Genomic DNA, 22,544 nt, shown 5'->3' with positions numbered 1-22,544 from the left:
AGCCGCGTCTGCCGCGTCTGCCGCGTCTGCCGCGTCTGCCGCGTCTGCCGCGTCTGCCGCGTCTGCCGCGTCTGCCGCGTCTGCCGCGTCTGCCGCGTCTGCCGCGCCTGCCGCGCCTGCCGCGGACCAGGGCGTCGCCGCGGTCGGTCGCGCCGACCCGACCGCGTCTGCTCAGAGCGGCCATCCGGCGGCCGTGACCGACCCAGACCTCCGATCTGACACGGCCGACCGTTCCGACCTGTCGACGTCAGCCCAAATTGACCCTGCGGACCCGGCCGACCCGGCCGACCCGGCGGACCCGGCCGACCCGGCCGACCCGGCGGACCCGGCGGATCGCAGCAGCTCGGCCGAGTCCGTCCAGGTGGGCCGCGACGCCTTTCCGGCAGGTGCGGCAGTCTCGGCTAGTGCAGGTGGGCCAGCCGGCGAGGCCGCCTCGCTGGCCGGCTCGCCCGGCGGGACCGCCAATGCGGCCGGCCGGGCGTTGGCGGCTGGCTCAGCTGGCCTCCCCGAGTGGTGGCCCGAGCTTGCCGAGGCCCGTGCGGTCGTGCACGTGACTCAGGGGACGCTCGATGTCGACCCGGCAGACCTTCTTCGCCCGGCCATGCAGGGGCTTGCCGACCGGGACGTGCTGGTGGTCTGCACGACGGGCGGCGCCGACCCGGCCACGCTTGGGCCGCTGCCGGCGAATGCGCGGGCCGCCGCCTTCCTCCCGCACGACCTCTTGCTCCCGCACGTGGATGTCATGGTCACCAACGGCGGCTGGGGTGGCGTGCTGGCCGCTCTGCAAGCCGGGGTGCCGCTCATTGTCGCCGGTGGGTCGCTGGACAAGCCGGAGGTGGCGCGTCGGGTGGCCTGGTCGGGCGCGGGTCTCGACCTGCGAACCGGGAGCCCGAAGTCGAGCCGGATCGTGGCGGCTGTTGATCAGGTGCTCGGCGACCCGAGTTTCCGCGCTCGGGCCGGTGAGATCTCCGCGGCCATGGCGGTGGCCGGCGGTGTGCCGGTGGCCGTTGACCTGATCGAGGGACTGCTGACGCGCTGAACTGGGCTCAGGGATCATGATCGGCTCCTTCGGGTCGCTCATGGACAGGCTCGATTCTGACTCCGGCCGGTTGGGCGGCGCCGAACTTTCTCGCCGGCCTGTGGATAACCGCCGGCTGTGGATAACTCCAGTTCTGTCGGTGGCGGCTGATAGACATGCCGGGTGACCGAGACAACGCGGACGACAGCCGGAGTGGCCGAGCGAGCAGCGGTGCGTGAGCGCGCCGAGGAGGTGCTGCGGCGCCTCGCCGGCGAGCGTGCCGTCCTGCGCGAGGACCAGTGGCGAGCCATCGAGGCGCTGACCGTCGATCGGCGGCGAGTGCTCTGCGTGCAGCGCACCGGGTGGGGCAAATCGGCCGTCTATTTCGTGGCCACCGCCCTGCTGCGCGGCGCGGTTACGGCCGAGCCCGGCGACCCGCCGGCCGGCCCGACCGTCATCGTGTCGCCGCTGCTCGCGCTGATGCGCAACCAGGTCGATGCGGCCGCCCGAGCCGGCATCCAGGCCCGCACGATCAACTCGGCCAACCTCGACGAGTGGTCCGAGATCGAGCACGAGATCCGGGCGGGCAGCATCGACGTGCTGCTGATCAGCCCGGAGCGGCTCAACAACCCCGACTTCCGTGACAACGTGCTGCCCGGCCTGGCATCGAGCACGGGGCTGCTGGTGGTCGACGAGGCGCATTGTGTCTCCGACTGGGGCCACGACTTCCGCCCCGACTATCGGCGCCTGCGCACGTTCCTGGCCGGCCTGCCGGGGCGCACGCCGGTGCTGGCGACCACCGCGACCGCAAACGCGCGGGTGACCGCCGACGTGGCCGAGCAGCTCGGCGATGCGCTGGTGCTGCGCGGTGCGCTCGACCGCGATTCGTTGCGCCTGGCGGTGCTCGACCTGCCCAATCCGGCGCAGCGGCTGGCCTGGCTCGCCGACCACCTCGACCGGCTTCCCGGTTCCGGCATCATCTATACGCTGACCGTCGCCGCGGCCACGGAGACCGCCGATTTCCTGCGCACGCGGGGCTTTGCGGTGGCGTCCTACACCGGGCAGGTGGAAGACAACGAGCGGCGTGCCGCCGAGCAGGACCTGCAAGACAACAAGATCAAGGCTCTGGTGGCGACGTCGGCGCTCGGCATGGGCTTCGACAAGCCTGACCTCGGTTTCGTCGTTCACCTGGGCGCGCCGCCCTCCCCGATCGCCTATTACCAGCAGGTCGGCCGGGCCGGGCGAGCTGTTGAGCATGCCGAGGTGGTGCTGCTGCCCGGGCGGGAAGACGCGGCGATCTGGCGCTATTTCGCCTCACTGGCCTTCCCGCCGGAAGATCAGGTTCGCCTGGCGCTGGCCAACCTGTCGGCGGATCGTCCGATGTCGACACAGGCCCTCGAGCCACTGGTCGACCTGCGCCGCAACCGCCTCGAGATGATGCTCAAGGTCCTCGACGTGGACGGCGCGGTTCGCCGCACCCGTGGTGGTTGGCTCGCCACCGGTGAGCCGTGGACCTACGACACCGCGCGCCTGCGGCGGGTGGCCGAGGCGCGATCGGCCGAGCAGCAGACGATGATCGATTATGCGGAGACCGACGCGTGCCGCATGGAGTTCCTGCGTCGCTGCCTGGACGATCCCGAGGCCACACCGTGCGGCCGCTGCGACAACTGCGCTGAGCCGCTGTTCGATACCGATGTATCGGCGGCCGCGCTCGCCGCGGCCGACGCGTTCCTGGGCCGGCCGGGCGTCGAGATCGCGCCGAAGAAGATGTGGCCCACCGGCATGGCCGCCGTCGGCATCTCGCTCAAGGGCAAGATCGCGCCGGCCGACCAGATCGAGCCCGGCCGGGCCGTCGGCCGCCTGTCCGACCTGGGCTGGGGCGGTCGGCTCCGCACAGTGGTCGCGCCCGAGTCACCCGACGGGCCGATTCCCGACGAGTTGGCTGCCGCGGTTGTGGAGATCCTGAAGGCTTGGGCGCACGGCGAGGACGCCTGGCGCCGTCGCCCGGCCGCCGTGATCGAGGTGGGCTCGCAGCGTCACCCGCAGCTGATCCACACGATGGCCGAGCACATCGCGCGGGTGGGCCGGCTGCCGCTGCTCGGGGCGATCGCTTCCGCCGCCCCATCCGGCGACGGTTCCCGAGGCAACAGCGCGCAGCGCGTGCGCGCGCTGCACGAGGCCTTCACAGTCCCGCCCGAGCTGTCGACCTTGGGCGGTCCGGTCCTGCTGGTGGACGACCTGGTCGATTCGGGCTGGACGATGGTGCTCGCCGGCCGAGCGTTGCGCCGGGCCGGCGCGGAGGGGGTGCTGCCCTTGGCGTTGGCGGTGGCCGCCTGACCATCTGAGCTGTAGCGCTCTCGGGTGCCTGGTGGTGACAAAAGTACTGGAAGTGGACAAGATGGGCCGCGAGGGCCACCCCGGCGAGGGGCGGCCGGGAGCGGCGCAGATACGGGGAGGGGGTATGCTCGCACCATGTCCGACGAGTCGACGACACACCACGGTCCGCATGGTTACTCCGGTGACAAGGCGGCGCTGCTCGGGCGCCTACGGCGTATCGAGGGGCAGATCCGTGGGCTCCAGCGAATGGTCGACGAGGACACCTACTGCATTGACGTCCTGACCCAGATCTCGGCCGCCAAGAGCGCACTTCAGGCGGTGGCGGTCGGCCTGCTCGAGGACCACCTGGCGCACTGCGTCGTCGACGCGGCGCGGGCTGGTGATCCGAGCGCCAAGGTCAAAGAGGCATCGGACGCGATCGCCCGGCTCGTGCGTTCCTGACGAGTCCGGATCGCCACGAGTCCGGATCTCCATCATCCAGAAAGGCAGTTCCATGGCTGTGACCAGCACCTACACCGTGACCGGGATGACCTGCTCGCACTGCGTCCAGGCAGTCACCGGTGAACTCACCGCCCTGCCGGGCGTCGCGGAGGTGCGGGTCGACCTGACCTCCGGCGCGGTCACGGTGACCAGCGAGTCGCCCCTGGCCGACGACGACGTGCGCGCGGCGGTCGACGAGGCCGGCTACGAGCTCGCGAATGCCTGACGGCTCACCACAGGACAGCACGACCACCTCCGCCAAAAAGCCGACCGGCGGCGGCGCGACCGAGCCTGAAAAGCAGGCAGGCGGCGGGACGACCGAGCCTGAAAAGCAGGCAGGCGGCGGGACGACCGAAGCAACCGCGCGACCGGAAACCGAGCGACTGGAATCCGGACAACCGGAAACCGGGAGCGACCAAGACCTCAGCCTCCCCGGGACGCCCGCAGCGGGGGACAAGGCCGGCTTCCGGCTGGCGGCGTTCGGGGCGCTTCTCATCGTGGTGCTCTTCGCGGGCTACGGCCTCGGCCGCCTCAACAACGGCACCGCCTCGGCCTCGGCCCCACCGGCGACGGCGACCGGAAACGGCAGCGGAAGCGCGATGCCGGGCATGGTCATGGACGAGAGCCAGCCACACCAGCACAACACCGACGGAACGGTCACCCAGGGCAGCACGGCGGCCGGCACCACTCCGATGGGCGCGGCGGTCGGCGGGCTCTCACTGAGCTCCGGCGGCCTCACCCTGGTGCCCACGACGACGAGCTTTACGGCCGGGAAACCCCAGCGTCTCAGCTTCCGGATCGCCGGGCCGGGCGGTGCGCCGGTCACGACGTACGCGATCGTGCATGAGAAGTTGTTGCATCTCATCGTGATCCGGCGAGATCTCAGCGGGTTCCAGCACCTGCATCCCTCGATGGCGGCCGACGGCACCTGGGGCATCGACCTGACTTTGCCCAGCCCGGGGATCTATCGGATGATCGCGGACTTCACCGCGGTCGTGGGTGGCGTGCCGATCGCCACCACCTTGGGCAGCGACCTGACGGTGGCGGGCAACTACGCGCCGACCGCGTTGCCCGCGCCGGTGCGGGCGGTGGCCACCGACGGTTTCGCGGTCGGCTACGAGGGTGAGCCCAGCACGAAGTCGACCCAGCCGATCCTGATGAGTGTGGCCGGCCCCGATCATCAGGCCGCGGTGCTCGAGCCCTACCTGGGCGCGTACGGGCATCTGGTGGTGCTGCGCGCCGGCGACCTTGCCTACGTGCACGTTCATCCGGAGGCGCAGCCGATCGACGGGAAGGTCAAGTTCTGGCTGTCGGTGCCGAGCAGCGGTAGCTACCGGATGTTCTTCGACTTCCAGGTGGCCGGCCAGGTGCACACCGCAGCGTGGACGGTCGAGGTCAGCTGAGCAGCTTCTCCAGCGCGGGAGTCACGTACCACTGGCTGGTCAGGGTTTCGTACTCGGTGCGCTGGGCCTCGGTCGGCGCGGCGCCCGTGCGGCGGGCGCGGAGCAGCAGGTTGCGCGGGGTGTGCGCCGAGTCGATGAACTCGACCACCTCCACCTTGTAGCCGTTCAGCCGGAGCAGGGACGCTCGCAGCGAGTCGGTGAGCACGTCGGCGAAGCGCTCGCGCATGATCGCGTGCCGGCTCAGCTCGCCGAACGGCGCCGGGGCGGGCGAGCCCTTGAGCTGGGCGGCGATGTCGTGGTGGCAGCACGGCGCGGCCAGCACCCAGCCGGCGTCCCACTGCACCGCCCGGGCGAGCGCGTCGTCGGTGGCGGTGTCGCAGGCGTGCAGGGCCAGGACCAGGTCCGGTGTGAACGGAAGCGACGCCTCCGAGATGGTGCCGGCCACGAAGCTGACGTCGGCGGAACAGCCCAGCTCGGCGGCGACGGCGGTGTTGCGTACGCGCTGGTCCTCGCGCACATCGACCCCCACGACCTGGACCGACACGCCCAGCCCGGCGAGGTAGCGGTAGGCGGCGAAGGTCAGGTATGCGTTTCCGCAGCCCAGGTCGACGACGCGCAGGGGCGACGGCAGCGTGTCGGGCAGAGTGGCCGCGAGCGCTCGCAGGAACGCGTCGACCTGCCGCCGCTTGGCCGCGTTGCCGCCGATCACCGAGAACAGCGGGTCGCCCGGATCGAGCAGCCACTGCTTGGCGCGATCATGCGAAAGCGAAGCGGCAGAGGCGGGTGCCGAAGAGGAACGGTGCACCAGGGCGTCACCCTTTTTGGTGATTCGCACCTGCACCGTCGCCGACGACGTCTCCACGTGCCAGTTCCCGAACGGCTCCGCGAGCAGCTCATCCACCGCCGCAGCGGCCTCGTCACCGGGCGTCACGTTCCGAGTGAACGGTCGCGATCCGTCGTCGGTGACGATCTGCAACTTCGGGCCACCCTTCAACGCCACCGGCCGCAACTCCGCCCTGGTCACCGAGGGTGTCTGGCCGCGGCGGCGACCGGCCGCGACGGCACGGGTCAGAGCGGGGTCGAGCAGAAGGGTGCGAACTTCGGCGAGTACGTCCGCCAAGGGCTGTGGCATTCCCCAATTGTGCCTGGCCCCTGGGCCCACGAATTCGTCACCAGGGGCGGGACATGAAGTCGATCAATAGCTACGCTGTGCCCCCAAGAAGCGGTGACAGAAAGTGAGGTCAGCGATGGCCGACCCGCCGGGGGCTCATCGGCTCTCCGCCCGGCTGCGCCGGGAGACCCACGCCGCGCACGATGCGGCGCAGGGCAGCGGGTTCCTCGACGCGCTGGCCACCGGGTTGCTGCCCTGGGAGGCCTACGCCGATCTCACCGCGCAGCACTGGTTCCTCTACGAGGCGCTCGAGCTGGCCGCGCGCACTATGATCGACGACCCGCTGGCCCGCGCGTTCGTCTTCCCCGAGCTGACCCGGCTGCCATCGCTCGAGGCCGACCTGCGCTTCATGCACGGCCCGCGCTGGCCGGATCGGATCGCCGCGCTGCCGGCCACCACCACCTACTGCACCCGCCTGCGCTACGCCGCCAACTCGCACCCGATCGGCTTCATCGCCCATCACTACACGCGCTACCTGGGCGATCTCTCCGGCGGGCAATATCTGGGCCGCGCCATCGCGCGCTCCTACGGCCTGAACGGCGAGGGCCACCGCTTCTTCGTCTTCGACGGCATCGACGCAGAGTCCTTGAAGAGCTACTACCGACAGTTACTCGATACGCTGCCCTGGTCACGCTACGAACAGGAGGAGTTCATCGCCGAGGTGCTTGAGGCGTACCGTCTCAACATCGCGGTGCTCGATGACCTCCGCCAACGCTGGACCTGACCACCCCGCAGGAGTCCGAAATGTCAGATCCGTTCACGCCCGAAGTGGTCGAGCAGATCGCCCGCCACATGAACGATGACCACGCCGAAGACAATGTGGTGATCGTGCGCGCGCTCGGTGGCATGCCATCGGCCACCGCCGCCCGCATGTCCGGCATGGACTCCGACGCCATCGAGTTCGCCGCGGTGGTCGACGGCATCCAGGTCCCGGTCCGCATCCCCTTCGCGGAACGCCTGACCGAACGAAGCCAGGCCCGGCTGGAGGTGGTGCGGATGTACCGCGAGGCTTGCGCAGCGCTAGGCATCGACTCTCACCCTGAGTGAGATTCCTACGCCACTTTTCCAGTACGGAGATAGGCCAAGCCCCGCCAAGCAGTCGGAGCGCCATCGGCCTCAAGGCCGTCCGCCCGCTACGGCCCAGCCGGTTGTCGCTCCGCTGCCGCTGAACGACCTCGGCCACGCACCCCGGTAAGGGGCGGTGGCCGAAGACGATCAGACAGGATGCCGGCCACGCCGCGAGAAGCGGCAGTAACCGACGAACGGATCAGGCAGTGGTGCCCACCCCGGCCTCGGAGCCGCCACTCATGTCGGCCGCAGCTTCACCGGCGCTGCCGTTGCCGGAGCCACGGTTGCCGCGGCCACCGCGCCGACGCCGCCGGGGAGCCCGATCGGCGTCGCCCTCGTCCGAGGACGGTGCGCCGGGGGATGCGGATGGCGCGGAGTCGCTGAGATCCACCGTGGGGGAGTCGGGAGCGGCATTGCCGTCGTCGAAGGAGAGCGATGTTGCCGGGGCGCGCCGCCGCGTCCGCGTCCGCTTCGGAGCCGCCTCGTCGGTGGCATCGGGCGCCGCCTCGGTCGAGCCCTCGGCCGGCGTGATCTCCGGCGTACCCGGCTCGGCGTCGGCAACCTGGCGCCGGCGACGCTGGCGCTTGGGCCGGTCGCCGTCTTCTTCCGCGGCAGGCGCCGCCGGGCTTTCGTCGGCGGGCCCGGAGCTGTTGCGTCCCCGGCGGGGAGCGCGGTCGCGGTCGCGATCGCGGCTGCCGCGACCACCGGTTTCCCGCCGCCGGCGACCGCCACCGAGGTCCTCCTCGATCTCGGCAGCCAGTCCGACGCGGTTGCGGTCCGCGGTCGGCAGCGTGCCCGAGATGTCGGTCGGGATGTCGAGGTCGGCGTAGAGCGCCGCGCTGGTGTGGTAGGTCTCCGGGGGCTGCGGCATGCTCAGGCCCATCGACTTGTCGATGAGCACCCAGCGCGGCATGTCCTCCCAGTCGACGAAGGTGACCGCGACACCGGTGGCGCCGGCGCGGCCGGTGCGGCCGATCCGGTGGGTGTAGGTGTCCGGGTCTTCCGGGCAGTCGTAGTTGATCACGTGGGTGACGCCGGAGACGTCCAGACCGCGGGCGGCGACGTCGGTCGCGACCAACACGTCGATCTTGCCGCTGCGGAAGGCTCGCAGAGCCCGCTCGCGCGCGCCCTGGCCCAGGTCGCCGTGCACGGCCGCGACCGCGAAGCCGCGGAAGTCGAGGTCTTCGGCAACCCGGTCGGCGGCGCGCTTGGTGCGGCAGAAGATCATCGTGAGGCCGCGGCCGCGGGCCTGCAGGATGCGGGCCACCATCTCCAGCTTGTTCAGCGGGTGGGTGCGGTAGACGACCTGCTTGGTGAGCGGCGACGGGCCGCTCTCGCTGGTGTGCCCGGCGTGAATCGTTACCGGGTTGTGCAGGAAGCGGCGGGACAGCGCGACGATCGGGTCGGGCATGGTCGCCGAGAACAGCATGGTCTGCCGCTGATCGGGGAGCATCGCCAGGATCTTCTCGACGTCGTCGAGGAAGCCCAGGTCGAGCATGCGGTCGGCCTCGTCGAGCACCAGCGCCTTGATCGACTTGAGGTTGAGCTGCTTCTGCTTGGCCAGGTCGAGCAGGCGGCCGGGCGTGCCGACCAGGATCTCGACGCCCTTCTTGAGCACGTCGACCTGCGGCTCGTAGGCCACGCCGCCGTAGATCGGCAGCACCCGCACGCCGCGCGTGCTGCCCGCGGCGGCCAGGTCGCGGGCGACCTGAAGGCCCAGCTCACGGGTGGGAACGACGATCAGCGCCTGCGGCTTGCCGTCGGCGCCCTCACTCGGGGCGAGAACGCGCTCAAGCAGGGGCAGGCCGAAGCCCAGCGTCTTGCCGGTGCCGGTCGGCGCCTGGCCGATCAGGTCGGTGCCGCGCAGGGCGATGGGCAGGGCGTATTCCTGGATCGCGAAGGCCCGGGTGATGCCGGCTGTCGCCAGCGCCTCGACGGTCTCGGCGCGGACACCCAGCTCAGCAAAGGTGGGGCTGTCCGGACGGACCGGAGCGCGATTGATAACCGGCACCAAAGCGGGTTCTGAATTTTCGATGTCTGTCATGAAGTTTTACGGGTGCCTCTCGTGGTGCGCCCGTCGTGTCAGGGGCGCGCTATGGGTAGGGCGCGGGCCACACGCTGTAAAGCGGGCCGCACGCGCGCGGGGTGCCGCGGCGACTCAACTGCTCCCAAAACCGCTCAAAGCCCGGGAACATGAATCGACGTCGACGGCAACGCCCGCAAGTCTACCCGACCGGGAGATCCCGCACCTCAGACCAGAGTTACGGGAGGGCACCCCGATGCACGGGATGCCCTCCGGACGAGGCGTTACCTCAGCGGGTGGTGAAGCCGAACGGCCGGTTGGACGACTCGGCGATCTCCACGTAGGCCACCTTGGCGATTGGAATGATCACCTTGCGGCCCTTCTCATCCGTGAGCGACAGCACGCTGTCCTTGGCCATCGCCTCGGCCACGGCCTGCTCGACCTCCGCCGGGGACTGAGCGCTCTCCAGCACCAGCTCGCGGGGCGTGTGCTGCACGCCGATCTTGACCTCCACGGGGCCCTCCCTCTGTGCGGGTGTTACCGCACAGAAGGTTATCCGATTTCGGCTGGTGTTCCGCCGGATGTGCCGCCCTGCAGGGGGTAGCTGGCGATGCCGCGCCAGATCAGTGCAGCTACGAGCGCTTCGGCTTCAGCTTTAGGCGTACGCCGTCCGTTCGCGAGCCAGAACTGAGCCGACTGGCCGGCCGCTCCCACCAGGCCGGAGGCGAGCAGCTCGGCCGCGTCCGAACTGAGCGCGGTGTCCGAGATGATCGTGTCCGTGACCGCGGCGATGCAGCCCTGCTCGACCCGCTCGACCCGCTGCCTGACCTGCGGATCGTTACGCAGATCGGACTCGAAGACGAGACGGAACGCCTCGCTCTCGTGGTCGACGAAGTCGAAATAGGCCCGGACGGCGCCCTTGACCCGGTCCTTGTTGTCGCTGGTAGCCAGCATCGCGTCCCGCACCTTGGCGATTATCGCGTCGCAATGCGTGTCCAGCAGGGCGAGATAGAGCTCGAGCTTGCCCGGGAAATGTTGATAGAGCACCGGCTTGGAGACACCGGCCCGTTCGGCGATGTCGTCCATCGCGGCGGCGTGGTAGCCATGCGCCACGAAGACCTGCTGGGCAGCGGCCAGCAACTGCTTGCGTCGTGCGGAACGAGGCAGGCGGGTGGGCCGGGCGGTCTGTGCCCCGCCAGAAGCAGCGGTCATCTCTCTCTAACCTCCAGGGGGTCGGTCCCCACGGTTCGGTCGGCGCGGATTGTCCGGATCGGCGCTCCTCGCGGCCAAGGCCGGTCAACTGTCGCGACGCCGCAACTTATCGCCACCGCATGCACACGGTAGCCTCAGCACGGGCGAGCGAGGAGCGCGCGGTGGATGAATCAGGGCATTCCGGAGACACTGGAGCCGCGGATAGCGGTAACAGTGCCGATTCGCGTGAGCGCGCTCGGGTGAACGGCTGGGCGACGCAGGATAGTCCCTGGTCGAACACCGGCGCGGCGCTCGACGCGGAAAATGACGTGCCGGCATGGCGCCGGCCCACGCCATTTCCGCGCAATCAGGCATTTCCCCCGCCTGACCGCGGTTATACCCCTGTTCAGACCACTCCCGCTCAGCCGCCCATGCCGGTTCCGCCCACCCCGATCGCCGCGCCCACGCCGCCCGGTTTCGTCGACGCGAAGCAATCTGGCGAAATTCCCCCGTCCGTGGTGCCGGCCGACCCCGATCCGCGGTGGTCGGACAACCGTCCGCGCTATTCGGACCTGCTGGCCCACCTGACGCCGTCGGGCAGCGAGCCGGCCCGCCCGCCGGCCCCGCGCACCGAGCCGCCACCGCCGCCCGCTCCATTGCAGCGCCCCACCGGCGAGAGCATCGGCGCCTCGAGTCCCGCATCACCGGCATTCGGCGGACGACCGGTCAGCGGGCCGGGCCTCGGTGCTCGTGCCGCGAGCGAGCCGGGTCTCGGCTCACGGGATGCGGCGGGCCGCCCCACCAGCCTGCGGTCGGCCGAACCGCGCCGCTACGACGTGCCCACCCCGAACAGCGCACCCCCTTATCCGTACGAGGGGGACCTCGACGACACGCAGACCACGGCCCCGGCGCCGGCCGCCGCCCAGCAGCGCGCCGCGGTGCCGCTGGTGCGCCCGGCCGCGCCCGCGGCGCGTCGCCCCGAATGGAGCGCTCCCGAGTCGCCTCGCCCGCAGTCGCCGGCGCCCTTTCCGCCGGCCGCCGCGTCCCCGCCGAGTGCCCCAGTCGACGCACCGTCCCCGACCCGCCCGTCGTACGATCCATCCAGCTTCCCGCGCCGGGTGTCGTACGAGTCCGGGCCGGCCGCCGAGCCGTCGGGTTATGTCCCGCCTCCGGCATACGCGTCGTTCGGCAACTCGCCCGCGGCCCCCGGAGCAGGCGGACCGGCCGACCCCGGTTCGCGGGGGCTGCCGCAGCGCGTCCCGGCCCAGCCGGACGTGCCGAGAGTTCCGGAGCCGCCGTTGACCGAGCCCACGGCCGAGACGCCGGAGTTGGCCCGGATCGCGACGCATCTGCGCCGCGGCAACACGGTGCAGCCGCGCGAGCGGGAGGAAGGCTTCGACGTGCAGGCGATCCTGGCGGCCGTCCGCGGAGTGGACGGCGTGCGCGACGCTTCCCTGCGGGCAACCCCGTCGGGCGCGCACAGTCTCCGGCTCGACCTGGCCGAGGGCGCCGACCCGGCCGAGGTGAGCCGCCGGGTGGCCCGCCTTCTGCAGGACCGGATGGGCCTGGACGCCGCCATGAAGGGCGAGACGCCTCCCGCGGCCGCCCCGGTCTCCCCGTCCGCCCTGGTGCCGACCCGCCAGCGCAGCGCGCCCCCGGCGCCACCCGCCGGCCCGCCGCCGTCCACCTCACCCTCGTTCGCCGCCGAAGCCCTGCCGCCGGCCCGCCAGCCCGACCCCGCCCGCCAGCCCGACCCCGCCCGCCAGCCCGACCCAGTTCGCCCGTCCGAGTCGGCCCGGCAGTCCGAGCTCGCCCGGCAGCCCGAGCCGTTCCGGCAGTCCGAGCCGTTCCGGCAGTCCGAGTCGGCCCGGCAGCCCGAGTCGGCCCGGCAGTCCGAGCTTGCCCGGCAGCCTGAGCCGGTCCGGCAGCCCGAGCCGATCCGCCAGGCCGAGCCGGTCCGGCAGCCCGAGGCGGTCCGCCAGGCCGAGCTCCCCCGGCAATCCGAGCCGTTCCGCCGGCCCGAGCCGGCCCGGCAGCCGGATCCGACGCCGGCTCCGGTGGTCGAGCGGGCGCGCCCGCAGCGCGAGGAGCGACCGGTCGAGCCGGAACCGCCGCGCCGGGTGGAACGCCAGCCGGAACGGGCCGAGTCGCACCGGGACAAGGACGACGCGTACGACGCGGTGGTCCCGGCCGACGACGAGCCCGGCCCGCCGCGCCCGCTCTTCCCGGGCGAGCACCCCGGCCCGCGCATCCTCATCGAGAACGTGCACGTCAATACGTACGGCACGGACGCTTCGGTCGAGGTGCAGCTGGCCGTCGGCGGGCGGACGGCGTCCGGTGTGGCCGACGGCCCGGCCGTGGACGGCTACCTGCTCCGGCTGTGCGCGATGGCCACCGCCGGCGCGGTCAACGACCTGCTGAACGAGTCGGACCATCCGGACGGCCCGGCCCGCTGTTTCGTCGAGCACGCCGCCGCCGTCCCGTTCGGCAACTCCCAGGTCGCGGTGGTTGTGCTGCTGCTGTCCTGCAACAGCTGGGTGGAACAGCTGGCCGGTTCGGCCGTGGTGAGCGGTGACGATCGGCACGCCATGGTTCGGGCAACTTTGGCGGCGGTCAACCGGCGCCTCGAGGCACTGTTGTCGCAATGAGAGGCGCTCGACTGGCCGACGACAGCGTTCTGCTGCCGGACGGCGACGGTCCACCCCCGTGGCCCGCACGCCGGGTCGTGATCGGCGGGTCGATGCTCCACGTCCGCGACACCCCGGCCACCGAGCCGGGCGCCGAGCCGGCGGTCTACGTGCACGGCTTGGGCGGTTCCTCGCAGAACTTCACCGACGTGGCCGGTCTCCTCGCCGACCGGTTCGACGGGCAGGCCGTCGATCTGCCGGGATTCGGCTACAGCGATCCGAGCCGGCGCTATTCGATCCCGGCGTTCGCGGCCGCGCTGATCGGCTACCTCGAGCACGCCGGCCGGGGCCGGGTGCATCTGGTGGGCAATTCGCTGGGCGGCTCCATCGCCGTACGCGTGGCTGCTTTGCGCCCTGACCTGGTCCGGACCTTGACGTTGATCTCCCCGGCCATGCCGTTCCTTGATCCGCGCCGGACGGCGCATGGGCCTTATCTTCCGATCCTGGCCCTGCCGGGCGCGGACCGGATCTTCGCGTGGGGGATGGCCCGCCTCTCGGTCGAGGAGATGGCCGATCAGGTGCTCGCGGCCTGCTTCGGCGACACCCGCAAGGCGAGCGCGCAGCGCCGGGCCGAGGCGCTCGAGGAGATCCGGCTGCGCTACACGGTGGAGCACTATCCGAACGCCTACCTGCGTACGCTGCGCGGCCTGGTGTCCAGCTTCCTGCGGGCGTACCTTCCCGGTCGCAATTCGCTGTGGCGGCTGGCCACCGAGATCACCGCGCCGACCCTGGTGATCGGCGGGCTGACCGACAAGCTGATCGACCCGCGGGTGCCGGCGCAGGTGGCCCGGGCGATTCCGGACAGCCGGCTGCTGGTTCTGCCGGGCGTGGGCCACGTGGCGCAGATGGAGGTGCCGCGGGTGGTGGCGCGCGCGATCGTCGGCATGCTCGACGAGTTGCCGGCCACCGTTACCGAGAAGGCGGCGTAGCTCTCACAAGATCCATCGGGGAAGACAACGATCGCCGTATGTGAAACCCTGGCGATCGATGATCGAGCAAGCCCTCGCGCCCGTTTCCCGGCCGCCCAGTTCGCCGGATCGGTGGCGGCGCTGGTGGCTGGCCGCTCTGGTGCTGACCGCGGTGGTGGCGTCCGGTTTCCTCGCCGGCCGCGGGCTGAGCTCGAGCGCGTCGACCGTGCCATCGACACCAGTGACTTCCGCCATGCCCAGCGTGACACCGTCGATCGTCCCGTCGAGCGAGCCGCCGGTATTGGAAAGCGCGGCTGCGCAACCGCTGAGTCTGACGGGCGCGGTGCCGTCGCACGGCTCCGGCAAATTCACGTACGCGATGACCGCCGGCCCGGTGCTCGGCGCCGCAGGGCCGCTCCGGCGCTTCCACGTGGCCGTCGAGCAGGGCAGCAACGAGGACGTGACCGCGTTCGCGGACGCGGTCGTGGCGACCCTGGGCGACCAGCGCAGCTGGATCGGCGGCGGTCAGGTGCGGCTGCAGATGGTGGCCGGCCCGGCGAAGGCCGACTTCACGGTCTATCTGGCCACCCGGGAGACGGCCGGGCGGATGTGTCAGCGCGGCGGCACCAACATCAAGATCAATGGCGTGCCCTATACGTCGTGCCGCACCACCGGCAAGGCGATCATCAACCTGGACCGCTGGCGGCTGTCCGCGAAGCCGTACGTGAACGCGAAGGTCCCGCTGGCCACCTACCGCCAATACGTGGTGAACCACGAGGTCGGCCATGAGCTGGGACACCGGCACGAGGGCTGCCCGAAGGCGGGTGGCCCGGCGTCGGTCATGGTGCAGCAGACGCTCACCACCCGCGGTTGCGTGCCGTACGCGTGGCCGCGCCGGGGGAGCGGTTACCTGACCGGTCCGGCGAGGTAATCGCACGAGAACGGCTCATATTTCCCGATAAAGCGTGGCAATCTCGGCTATGTCATGACTGTGCGGGGGAGGACTGAGTCGGCGCGGGCGGCGGAGCCCTCGGTGCCGGCCTGGAATCCCGTACGCAATCCACCGGCGATGAGCCGTGCCGTTCTCGCCCGCCAGGAGCCCCCGCCGCTCGTCGAGGACGAACCGGTCGAGCCGCGGCCCGCCCGGCTCCGGCGTCGCCTGACGTTCGCCCTGGTCCTGATCGTGTTCGCCGCGGTTGCCCTGCTGGTAGGCCGGCTGGTGCGGGCCGACGGCGGCGACCGCATTGTGGTCCCGCAAGCCGCACCGGTCGCCTCGGCCCACCCGTTTGCCGCCAAAACGCTGAAGCCGGTCGGCACGAGCGGATCCTTCACCTATGTCGGCGGGTTCGGGCCGATCCTGGGCAGCGGCGGCCCGATCCACCGCTTCAAGGTCGCGGTGGAGAAACCTGCCACCGGGGTGACCGACTTCGCGAACGCGGTCAACCGCACACTGGGCGACCGCCGCAGTTGGATCGCGAGCCACCGGTTCCGCTTCCAGCGCGTCCCGGACTCCGCGCACGCCGAATTCATCATCTACCTGGCATCGGCGGCCACCTCGGAGAAGATGTGCCGCACCGGTGGGCTGGAAACCGACGGTTTCACGTCCTGCCGGGTGCCGCGGAAGGTGATCATCAACAGTGACCGCTGGGCGGGCGCGATCCACGGCTACGGGGCTCCGCTGGCCACGTACCGCGCCTACGCGATCAACCACGAGGTCGGCCACCAGCTGGGACACGGGCACGAGCAGTGCCCGGGCAAGGGCCGGCGGGCGCCGGTGATGATGCAGCAGACGTACGGCTTGAAGGGCTGCGCGGCCAACTCGTGGCCGTACCCGTGAATATTCCCCGTCCCGCATGTCGGGCCGGTGGGCAACGTCATGGTTACGGCGCTCGCGAACGAGCAAGAATGGGTACCGATCCTTACTACCAACCCGGGGAGTGAACCGTGGCATTGCCCCCGCTCGTCGAGCCGGCCGCTGAGCTGACCATCGACGAGATCCGCCGCTACTCTCGTCACCTGATCATCCCGGACGTCGGGATGGACGGGCAGAAGCGGCTGAAGAACGCCAAGGTGCTCGCCGTCGGCGCGGGTGGCCTCGGCTCGCCGGCCCTGCTCTACCTGGCCGCGGCCGGGGTGGGCACGCTCGGCATCATCGACTTCGACACGGTCGACGAGTCCAACCTCCAGCGCCAGATCATTCACGGCGTCTCGGATGTGGGCCGTCCCAAGGCCGAGTCGGCGGCGGACAGCATTCGCGAGATCAACCCGCTGGTGAACGTGATCATTCACAACACCGCGCTCGACCGCGACAACGTCCTGGAGATCTTCAGCCAGTACGACCTGATCGTCGACGGCACCGACAACTTCGCGACGCGTTACATGGTCAACGACGCAGCCGTGCTGCTCGGTAAGCCGTACGTGTGGGGCTCGATCTACCGCTTCGACGGTCAGGCCTCGGTCTTCTGGGAGGGGCACGGTCCCTGCTACCGCTGCCTCTACCCGGAGCCCCCGCCGCCCGGCATGGTCCCGAGCTGCGCCGAGGGCGGCGTCCTCGGCGTGCTCTGCGCGTCGATCGGCTCGATCCAGGTCAACGAGGCGATCAAGCTGATCACCGGCATCGGTGAGCCGCTCGTCGGCCGGCTGATGGTCTACGACGCCCTGGAGATGGAGTACCGCAAGATCAAGGTCCGGAAGGACCCGAACTGCGCGCTCTGCGGCGAGAACCCGACGGTCACCGAGCTGCTCGAAGACTATGAAGACTTCTGCGGCGCGGTGTCGGCCGAGGCCGAGGAGGCGACGCAAAACGCCACCATCACGGCCCGTGAGCTGAAGGACTGGCAAGACTCCGGCAAGGACCTCTTCCTGGTCGACGTGCGCGAGCCCGCCGAGTGGGAGATCAACCGCATCCCGGGCGCCGTGCTGATCCCGAAGGGCGACATCCTGTCCGGCGAGGCGTTGTCCCGCTTCCCGCAGGACCGGCAGATCGTGCTGCACTGCAAGTCGGGCGTGCGCTCGGCGGAGGCTCTCGCCGCCATCAAGGCGGCCGGTTTCAAGGACGCCGTGCACGTCCAGGGCGGCATCGTCTCCTGGGTGAACACGGTCGACCCGTCACTCCCGTCGTACTGATCGATCACTCTGGGGAGTTGCGATGTGACTCCCCAGAGTGATTGGTGAGTGACTATGAACAGATGCCGAGACGCGTGAGCGGAATGCCGGTAGGCGATGTAGCGTCACCGTCGTGGTCGATATTGACGCCGCGATCGGGTATGTGGTCGCACACGGCGACCCCGTAGAACGCGCCCGTCTTTCCTTCCTGCGCACCCGTCAGGCGCCGCCCCCGCACATCGTCGAGCGCATCGCGGCCGGGCAGATCGCGTCCGGCGGCTGGCCGGCCTCCACCGACGGGGTGATCCCCTCCGTCGACGCCACCTGCTTCCGGCTCAACGAGCTCGACGACCTGGGCGGGCTGCACGGCGACGTCGTCGACCGGGCGCTCGGCTGGCTGGCCTCCGTGCAGCGGCTGGACGGCACGTGGCAGGAAAATGAGTCGCTCGCCGCCGAGGCGCCCGCCTGGGCGATGCCGGGCGACCCCGAGGCCACGCTCTACCTGACCGCGCTGGCCGGTTTCTGGTTCACGGTCGCCGAGGTGGAGGTCAACCCGCAGCTCGACCGCGAGACGCGGTTCCCGAACACCATGCAGGCCGCGGCCGCCTTCTTCGTCTCCCAGCTGAACCCGGACGGCACCTGGCCGTCGTTCCTGGCCACCGGCTGGCATGCCGCCGGGCTCCTGCACGCACAGCAGTTCTTCTACGAGTCGGCCCGGATGCAGCTGGTGCTCGGCGACCGCCTGCATGACATGACGCCGGCCGATGTCGCCTCGATGGCGGCGGCGCTGCGCCGGGTCAACCTCGGTGACGACTGGCTGCTGCAGGAAGCCCGCAAAAAACTGGCCGCCACCCAGCGGACGGATGGCGGCTGGGACAGCGCCGAGGGCCCGATCTTCGACGTCAACACGACTCTGACGGTGTTGCGGGCCTGTCGTTAGCGGGTGTGGCCGTTGCCGGTCACGATGTATTTCGTCGAGGTCAGCTCGGGCAGGCCCATCGGCCCGCGGGCGTGCAGCTTCTGCGTGCTGATGCCGATCTCGGCGCCGAAGCCGAACTCGCCGCCGTCGGTGAACCGGGTCGACGCGTTGATCATCACGGCGGCGGCGTCCACCCGGGCCGCGAACCGGCGCGTCGCCGTGCCCGACTCGCTGACGATCGCCTCGGTGTGCCCGCTGCCGTAGCGGCGGATGTGCTCGAGCGCGTCGTCCATCGAGTCGACGATCGCCACCGCGATGTCGGCCGACAGGTATTCCTTGCCCCAGTCTTCCTCGGTGGCCGGGACGACGTCGTCGCTGTAGCCGGCGACCCTCGGATCGCCGTGCACCGTCACGCCCTTGAGCGTGAGCTCCTCGATCACCAGAGGCAGGAACGAGTCGGCGATCTCGGCGTGCACCAGCAGGGACTCGGCGGTGTTGCAGGTGGACAGTCGCTGGGTCTTCGAGTTGACCGTGACGCCCAGCGCCTTCTCCAGGTCGGCCGCCTGATCGACGTAGACGTGGCAGTTGCCCACCCCGGTCTCGATCACCGGAACCGTGGACTCCTCGACCACCGTCTTGATCAGGCCGGCGCCGCCGCGCGGGATCAGCACGTCGACCAGGCCGCGGGCCCGCATCAGCTCCTTCACCGAGTCACGCGAGCTGGCGTCGAGCAGCTGAATGGCGTCCGCCGGCAGGCCGGCGTCCGCGACGGCCTTGCGCAGCACCGAGACGATCGCGGCATTTGAGCTGTACGCCGACCCGGAACCGCGCAGGACAGCCGCGTTGCCCGACTTCAGGCAGATGCCGGCCGCGTCCGCGGTCACGTTGGGCCGGCCCTCGTAGATGATGCCGACCACGCCGAACGGCACCCGGACCTGCCGCAGCTCGAGCCCGTTGGCCAGGGTCGAACCGCGCACCACGTCACCGACCGGATCGGGCAGCGCGGCAAGCTGGCGCAGCCCGTCGGCCATCGCCTCGACCCGGGCGGGCGTCAGGGTGAGCCGGTCGATCATCGACTCGCTGTGCCCGCCGTCACGGGCGCTGTTCACGTCGACCGCGTTCGCGGCCACGATGTCCTCGGCCCGCTCGACGAGGCGGTCGGCCATCAGCAGCAGCGCCCGGTCCTTCTCGCCACGGGTGGCGGCGGCCAGGTCGATCGAGGCCGCGCGCGCGTCGGCGGCCTGCTTCAGCACAGTCATCCCGGACTCTCCGCTCAGAGAAGGACTAGGTCGTCACGGTGGACGACCTCTCGTTCATAGCCTGGACCGAGGGTGGCGGCCAACTCGGGGGTGGACCGTCCCAGCAGAGCAGGAAGTTCGACAGCGTCGTAGTTGACCAGGCCCCGGGCCACCGGTGCACCGGAGCCGGCGTCCACCAGATCAACGGGATCGCCCGCCGCGAAGGAACCGTCAACCGCGGTAATTCCGGCCGGCAAAAGCGACTTGCGGCGGGCCACCACCGCGGCGACCGCGCCCGGGTCGAGGTGCAGCCGGCCGCGCGGGGCGGTGGCGTGCGCGAGCCAGAAGAGGCGGGCGGCCGGGCGGTGCTCGGCCGCCCGGAACAGGGTGCCCACCTCGTCGCCGGCCAGGGCGGCGCCGGCCATCGGGGCCGAGGTCAGCACGACCGGGATGCCGAAGCCGGTGGCGATCCGGGCCGCCTCCACCTTGGTCACCATGCCGCCGGTGCCGACCCCGGACTTGCCGGGCGTCGAGACCTTGACGCCGGCCAGGTCTTCGTCGCCGGCAACGTAGGGAATCCGTTGCGACGCCGGGTCGGACGGGCTGCCGGTGTAGAGCGCGTCCACGTCGGAGAGCAGCACCAGCAGTTCGGCGTCGACGAGCGCGGCCACCAGCGCGGCGAGCCGGTCGTTGTCGCCGAACCGGATCTCCTCGGTGGCGACCGTGTCGTTCTCGTTGACGATCGGCAGCGCGCCCAGGTCGAGCAGCTTGCGCAGAGTTCGGTACGCGTTGCGGTAGTGCACCCGCCGGGTCACGTCGTCGACCGTCAGCAGCACCTGGCCGACCGTCAATCCGTGGCGCGCGAAACCCGCCGCGTACCGCCCGATCAGCAGGCCCTGCCCCACCGAAGCCGCCGCCTGCTGAGTGGCCAGATCGCGCGGCCGGCGGCGCAGCCGCAGTGGCGCCAAGCCGGCGGCGATGGCGCCGCTGGAGACCAGCACCACCTCGCGGCCGTGGGTGGCCAGACCGCCGAGCACGTCGACCAGGGCATCGACGCGCTGCTCATCGAGGCCGCCGGCCGCAGTGGTCAGGGAGGACGAACCGACCTTGACCACGATGCGTTTCGCACCCGTCACTACTTCGCGCACCTGGCCCATTGTGCTCGGGTGGGGCGTCCGGCCCACGCGGTGATCCCATATCGTGGCCCGGGTGACACCCCAGGAGTACGTGGAAGAGGTGCTCTCGCTCGTCGAGCGCATTCCCGCGGGCAAGGTCATGTCGTACGGGGCGATCGCCGACTCGCTCGCCGAGCTCTCCGGCCGGAACTCGGCCCGTCAGGTCGGCACGATCATGGCCCGGCACGGCGGCGGCGTGCCCTGGCACCGGGTCGTGAACAGCGCCGGGCGAATGCCACCCGGGCACGAGCAGGAGGCTCGTCAGCGTTTGCTGAGCGAGGGAGCCCCGCTGAAGGGTGATCATGTGGATATGACGCGTGCGATGTGGATGCCTTGATGGAAACCGGACAGCCCAGCAAGACCGCCTACAGCGCCGCGCGCTATCGGGCCGCGCACCAGTTCCTCGAACTCGGCGCGATCTTCAAAGATCCGCTGGCGCCACGCATCCTCGGCGCCTCGGCCGAGGAGTTGCAGGCCGACGCCCCTCGGCGGGCGATGCGGGTGTTCATCGCGGCCCGCCACCGGTTTGCCGAGGATGCCTTGGCCGCGGCCGTGCACCGGGGCATCCGCACGGTCGTGGTGCTCGGCGCCGGGCTGGACACGTTCGCCTATCGCAACCCGTTCGAGGACGTGCGGGTCATCGAGGTCGACCATCCGGCCACGCAGGCCTGGAAGCGCGAGCGCCTGGCCGACACCGGCATCGAGATTCCCCCGACCGTGTCGTACGTGGGCGTCGACTTCGAGAAGGAGTCGCTCGGCGACCGGCTCGACCTGGCCGGGCCGGCGTTCTTCGTGTGGCTCGGCGTCGTGCCCTACCTGACCCGTCAGGGCTTCGACGAGACGCTCCGCTTCGTGGCCGGCGTTCCCGGCAGCGAGGTCGTGTTCGACTACGCCCAGTCGCCGTCGGTGATGTCGCCGGAACGGCGGGCGCAGCTCGAAGCTCGCGCCGACCGGGTGGCCCGGATCGGCGAGCCGTGGCTGACCTACTTCGAGCCGGCCGAGATCGCGGCCGAGTTGACCGGGCTCGGCTTCACCGAGATCGAGGACCTCGGGCCGGCGCAGTTGGCGGCGCACTTCTTCGGGCGTCATGACGTTCCGGCCGACACCCCCGGCGGCCATCTCCTCAGAGCAGCCCGATAAAGGTCGCCGCGCCGCGCATCTGAAACTCGAAGAAGCCCCGGCGGTCGTCCTCGATCGTGTTGTTGAGCTGGCCGAACAGTTCGGCGCTGACCGCGCCCATGAGCTGGATGAAGGCGGCCATGCCGGCGCCGATGAGCCGGGGCGGGATGCCGGGGCCGAACTGGTCGGCGACCGCGGACAGCTCCTGCGCGTAGCGGCCGGTGAGCTCGGGGCGCGGTTCGACCCGGCCGGCCTCGTGCGCGTCCTTGATGATCTCGGCGATCTGCATGATCACCCGGATGGCGGACACGATCGTGTCCTGCGGCGCCTGGTAGCCGGGCACCGGGCTGCCGTAGATCAGGGCCCACTGGTGCGGGTCGGCGAGCGCCCACTCCCGTACCGCCAGAGCGACCGCGACCAGGCGATCGGCCGGACTCTCCGCCGGTTTTGCCGCCGCGGTCTCCGCGGCGGCGCCGACCGAGTCGTACGCCTCGATGATCAGCGCCGTGAGCAGGTCGTCCCGGCTCGCGAAGTAGCGGTAGACGGCCGAGGAGGCCATCCCGACGTCGCGGGCGACCGCGCGTAGCGACAGGTTCGCCCCGTCGGTGGCGAGGTGCCGGCGGGCGACCGTCTTGATCTCTTCGGTCATCTCGGCCCGGACCCGGGCGCGTACTCCTGAGGCGCTCATGCGACCAGTGTGCC

General features: G+C 70.8%; 22 protein-coding genes. 15 read left to right on the top strand and 7 right to left on the bottom strand.

Annotation, left to right across the window (positions count from 1 at the left end; genetic code table 11):
- Positions 1–193: 193 nt before the first annotated feature.
- The 5 genes from AB0E90_RS19880 to AB0E90_RS19860 all read left to right on the top strand — a co-directional run bounded on the left by AB0E90_RS19880 (position 194) and on the right by AB0E90_RS19860 (position 5,238).
- The gene (locus tag AB0E90_RS19880) at positions 194–1,039 is read left to right on the top strand and encodes a nucleotide disphospho-sugar-binding domain-containing protein (protein WP_360407174.1); all 846 of its coding nucleotides are present in this window, start codon (positions 194–196) and stop codon (positions 1,037–1,039) included.
- Between the two features lie 162 nt (positions 1,040–1,201).
- Positions 1,202–3,355, top strand: a complete 2,154-nt coding sequence (locus AB0E90_RS19875) for a DEAD/DEAH box helicase (RefSeq protein ID WP_360407171.1) — start codon at positions 1,202–1,204, stop codon at positions 3,353–3,355.
- Positions 3,356–3,490: 135 nt separating this feature from the next.
- On the top strand, positions 3,491–3,796 hold the full coding sequence (locus AB0E90_RS19870; RefSeq protein ID WP_360407168.1) for a metal-sensitive transcriptional regulator: 306 nt from the start codon (positions 3,491–3,493) through the stop codon (positions 3,794–3,796).
- Between the two features lie 52 nt (positions 3,797–3,848).
- On the top strand, positions 3,849–4,061 hold the full coding sequence (locus AB0E90_RS19865) for a cation transporter (RefSeq protein ID WP_360407165.1): 213 nt from the start codon (positions 3,849–3,851) through the stop codon (positions 4,059–4,061).
- 271 nt (positions 4,062–4,332) lie between these two features.
- Entirely contained in the window at positions 4,333–5,238 is a 906-nt protein-coding gene (locus AB0E90_RS19860; protein WP_360407162.1) for a hypothetical protein, read from the top strand.
- On the opposite strand, the gene AB0E90_RS19855 is transcribed toward AB0E90_RS19860, so the two are convergent.
- Positions 5,231–6,370, bottom strand: coding sequence for an SAM-dependent methyltransferase (locus AB0E90_RS19855; RefSeq protein ID WP_360407159.1), 1,140 nt, complete (start codon positions 6,368–6,370; stop codon positions 5,231–5,233). The two genes, AB0E90_RS19860 and AB0E90_RS19855, sit on opposite strands and share 8 nt — an antisense overlap.
- 115 nt (positions 6,371–6,485) lie before the next feature.
- Between AB0E90_RS19855 and AB0E90_RS19850 the strand changes: the two genes are divergently transcribed.
- Positions 6,486–7,133, top strand: a complete 648-nt coding sequence (locus AB0E90_RS19850) for a biliverdin-producing heme oxygenase (protein WP_360407156.1) — start codon at positions 6,486–6,488, stop codon at positions 7,131–7,133.
- A gap of 20 nt (positions 7,134–7,153) precedes the next feature.
- The gene (locus tag AB0E90_RS19845) at positions 7,154–7,456 is read left to right on the top strand and encodes a DUF2470 domain-containing protein (protein ID WP_360407153.1); all 303 of its coding nucleotides are present in this window, start codon (positions 7,154–7,156) and stop codon (positions 7,454–7,456) included.
- Between the two features lie 220 nt (positions 7,457–7,676).
- Here the strand turns inward: AB0E90_RS19845 and AB0E90_RS19840 are convergent, their stop codons facing one another.
- The 3 genes from AB0E90_RS19840 to AB0E90_RS19830 all read right to left on the bottom strand — a co-directional run bounded on the left by AB0E90_RS19840 (position 7,677) and on the right by AB0E90_RS19830 (position 10,712).
- Positions 7,677–9,521, bottom strand: a complete 1,845-nt coding sequence (locus AB0E90_RS19840) for a DEAD/DEAH box helicase (protein WP_360407150.1) — start codon at positions 9,519–9,521, stop codon at positions 7,677–7,679.
- A gap of 268 nt (positions 9,522–9,789) precedes the next feature.
- A complete protein-coding gene (locus AB0E90_RS19835; RefSeq protein WP_213011287.1) occupies positions 9,790–10,014 on the bottom strand; it encodes a DUF3107 domain-containing protein in 225 nt (74 codons plus the stop codon).
- 38 nt (positions 10,015–10,052) lie between these two features.
- Positions 10,053–10,712, bottom strand: a complete 660-nt coding sequence (locus tag AB0E90_RS19830) for a TetR/AcrR family transcriptional regulator (protein WP_360407147.1) — start codon at positions 10,710–10,712, stop codon at positions 10,053–10,055.
- 410 nt (positions 10,713–11,122) lie between these two features.
- On the opposite strand from AB0E90_RS19830, the gene AB0E90_RS19825 reads away from it, so the two are divergent.
- The 6 genes from AB0E90_RS19825 (at position 11,123) to AB0E90_RS19800 (ending at position 18,331) form a co-directional block, all read left to right on the top strand.
- Positions 11,123–13,339, top strand: a complete 2,217-nt coding sequence (locus tag AB0E90_RS19825; RefSeq protein ID WP_360407144.1) for a Daple — start codon at positions 11,123–11,125, stop codon at positions 13,337–13,339.
- A complete protein-coding gene (locus AB0E90_RS19820; RefSeq protein ID WP_360407141.1) occupies positions 13,336–14,307 on the top strand; it encodes an alpha/beta hydrolase in 972 nt (323 codons plus the stop codon). The genes AB0E90_RS19825 and AB0E90_RS19820 overlap by 4 nt, the downstream gene beginning before the upstream one ends.
- Positions 14,308–14,365: 58 nt before the next feature.
- The gene (locus tag AB0E90_RS19815) at positions 14,366–15,217 is read left to right on the top strand and encodes a DUF3152 domain-containing protein (RefSeq protein WP_360407138.1); all 852 of its coding nucleotides are present in this window, start codon (positions 14,366–14,368) and stop codon (positions 15,215–15,217) included.
- A gap of 138 nt (positions 15,218–15,355) precedes the next feature.
- Complete coding sequence (locus AB0E90_RS19810) at positions 15,356–16,123, top strand: DUF3152 domain-containing protein (RefSeq protein WP_360407135.1); 768 nt, start codon at positions 15,356–15,358, stop codon at positions 16,121–16,123.
- 107 nt (positions 16,124–16,230) lie between these two features.
- Entirely contained in the window at positions 16,231–17,412 is a 1,182-nt protein-coding gene (gene moeZ / locus AB0E90_RS19805) for an adenylyltransferase/sulfurtransferase MoeZ (RefSeq protein ID WP_360407132.1), read from the top strand.
- 112 nt (positions 17,413–17,524) lie between these two features.
- Positions 17,525–18,331 carry a prenyltransferase/squalene oxidase repeat-containing protein gene (locus AB0E90_RS19800; protein WP_360407129.1) on the top strand — a complete coding sequence of 269 codons (807 nt, stop codon included), beginning with the start codon at positions 17,525–17,527 and terminating at the stop codon, positions 18,329–18,331.
- Here AB0E90_RS19800 and AB0E90_RS19795 read toward each other — a convergent pair.
- Both AB0E90_RS19795 and proB read right to left on the bottom strand, forming a co-directional pair.
- On the bottom strand, positions 18,328–19,569 hold the full coding sequence (locus tag AB0E90_RS19795) for a glutamate-5-semialdehyde dehydrogenase (protein WP_360407126.1): 1,242 nt from the start codon (positions 19,567–19,569) through the stop codon (positions 18,328–18,330). The two genes, AB0E90_RS19800 and AB0E90_RS19795, sit on opposite strands and share 4 nt — an antisense overlap.
- A gap of 14 nt (positions 19,570–19,583) precedes the next feature.
- Positions 19,584–20,696 carry a glutamate 5-kinase gene (proB, locus tag AB0E90_RS19790; RefSeq protein WP_360407123.1) on the bottom strand — a complete coding sequence of 371 codons (1,113 nt, stop codon included), beginning with the start codon at positions 20,694–20,696 and terminating at the stop codon, positions 19,584–19,586.
- A 61-nt stretch (positions 20,697–20,757) separates the two neighbouring features.
- Here proB and AB0E90_RS19785 point away from each other — a divergent pair, with 61 nt between their 5' ends.
- Both AB0E90_RS19785 and AB0E90_RS19780 read left to right on the top strand, forming a co-directional pair.
- Entirely contained in the window at positions 20,758–21,060 is a 303-nt protein-coding gene (locus AB0E90_RS19785; RefSeq protein WP_360407120.1) for an MGMT family protein, read from the top strand.
- On the top strand, positions 21,060–21,863 hold the full coding sequence (locus tag AB0E90_RS19780) for a class I SAM-dependent methyltransferase (protein WP_360407117.1): 804 nt from the start codon (positions 21,060–21,062) through the stop codon (positions 21,861–21,863). Before AB0E90_RS19785 ends, AB0E90_RS19780 begins: the two co-directional genes overlap by 1 nt.
- On the opposite strand, the gene AB0E90_RS19775 is transcribed toward AB0E90_RS19780, so the two are convergent.
- Complete coding sequence (locus tag AB0E90_RS19775; RefSeq protein WP_360407114.1) at positions 21,847–22,530, bottom strand: TetR/AcrR family transcriptional regulator; 684 nt, start codon at positions 22,528–22,530, stop codon at positions 21,847–21,849. The genes AB0E90_RS19780 and AB0E90_RS19775 overlap by 17 nt on opposite strands.
- Positions 22,531–22,544 lie beyond the last annotated feature (14 nt).

This window comes from Actinoplanes sp. NPDC026619 (assembly GCF_040638295.1).
Taxonomy (GTDB): domain Bacteria; phylum Actinomycetota; class Actinomycetes; order Mycobacteriales; family Micromonosporaceae; genus Actinoplanes.
This window is presented reverse-complemented; position numbering and strand designations above follow the sequence as displayed.